Annotated in this window: 1 protein-coding gene; it reads left to right on the top strand. The window is 31.2% G+C overall.

All coding sequences use genetic code 11. The features are described from left to right. Positions 1-673, top strand: a 673-nt coding sequence (locus tag AC1DWB_RS36780) for a hypothetical protein (RefSeq protein ID WP_477545975.1), incomplete at both ends; no start/stop codon positions are given.

Genomic DNA, 673 nt, shown 5'->3' with positions numbered 1-673 from the left:
GGGATACTTTAAGAATGCAGAAATAATTAGATTTTCTGACATATACATACAAAAATATATAGACGAGTTGTCAAGACTTGGTTTTAATGCTCAAGTAACTACTTTTCCTGGAATTGACGAATTACAAAACAGACTTTTTAAAGGGTTTTTCAAAGTTGATTATTATAGAGAAAAGGTCAAAAGAGAATATCTTTATTTTAAGGAGAATCAAAGAAAATTACTTGGTACAGATTATGAATATATTAAAGGGAATTATTATTACGGTGTTAATCTTAAGTATGATGATCTAATTGAAAGTATAATAAATCAGATGGGTGAAGAGGGCCCTCACCTTTTTGTATTAGAGGCAGCAGCAGGCTACGGAAAAACTTGCACTGTGTATGAGATATTCAATCAAATAGCGAATCAACTTGGTAAGTATAATATTCCCTTAATGTCTGAACTATCTAGGAATAGAAAAGCAAAAATCTTCAGATACATCCTTCTAGATGAAATAGATAAAAATTTTCCAGGGTTAAGCTCCGAACTTGTGGAAAGTGAGATTTACAGTGGAAAAATACCATTAATAGTAGATGGATTCGATGAATTATTAATTCGTAGCCATACAAATCCAAATAATGATTCAAGTAGTGACTTTGATGATATAGAATCTATGCTGGGCACAATAGGAGAT

The sequence above is a fragment of the Paenibacillus sp. P4_E11 genome (assembly GCF_056401635.1).
This window is presented reverse-complemented; position numbering and strand designations above follow the sequence as displayed.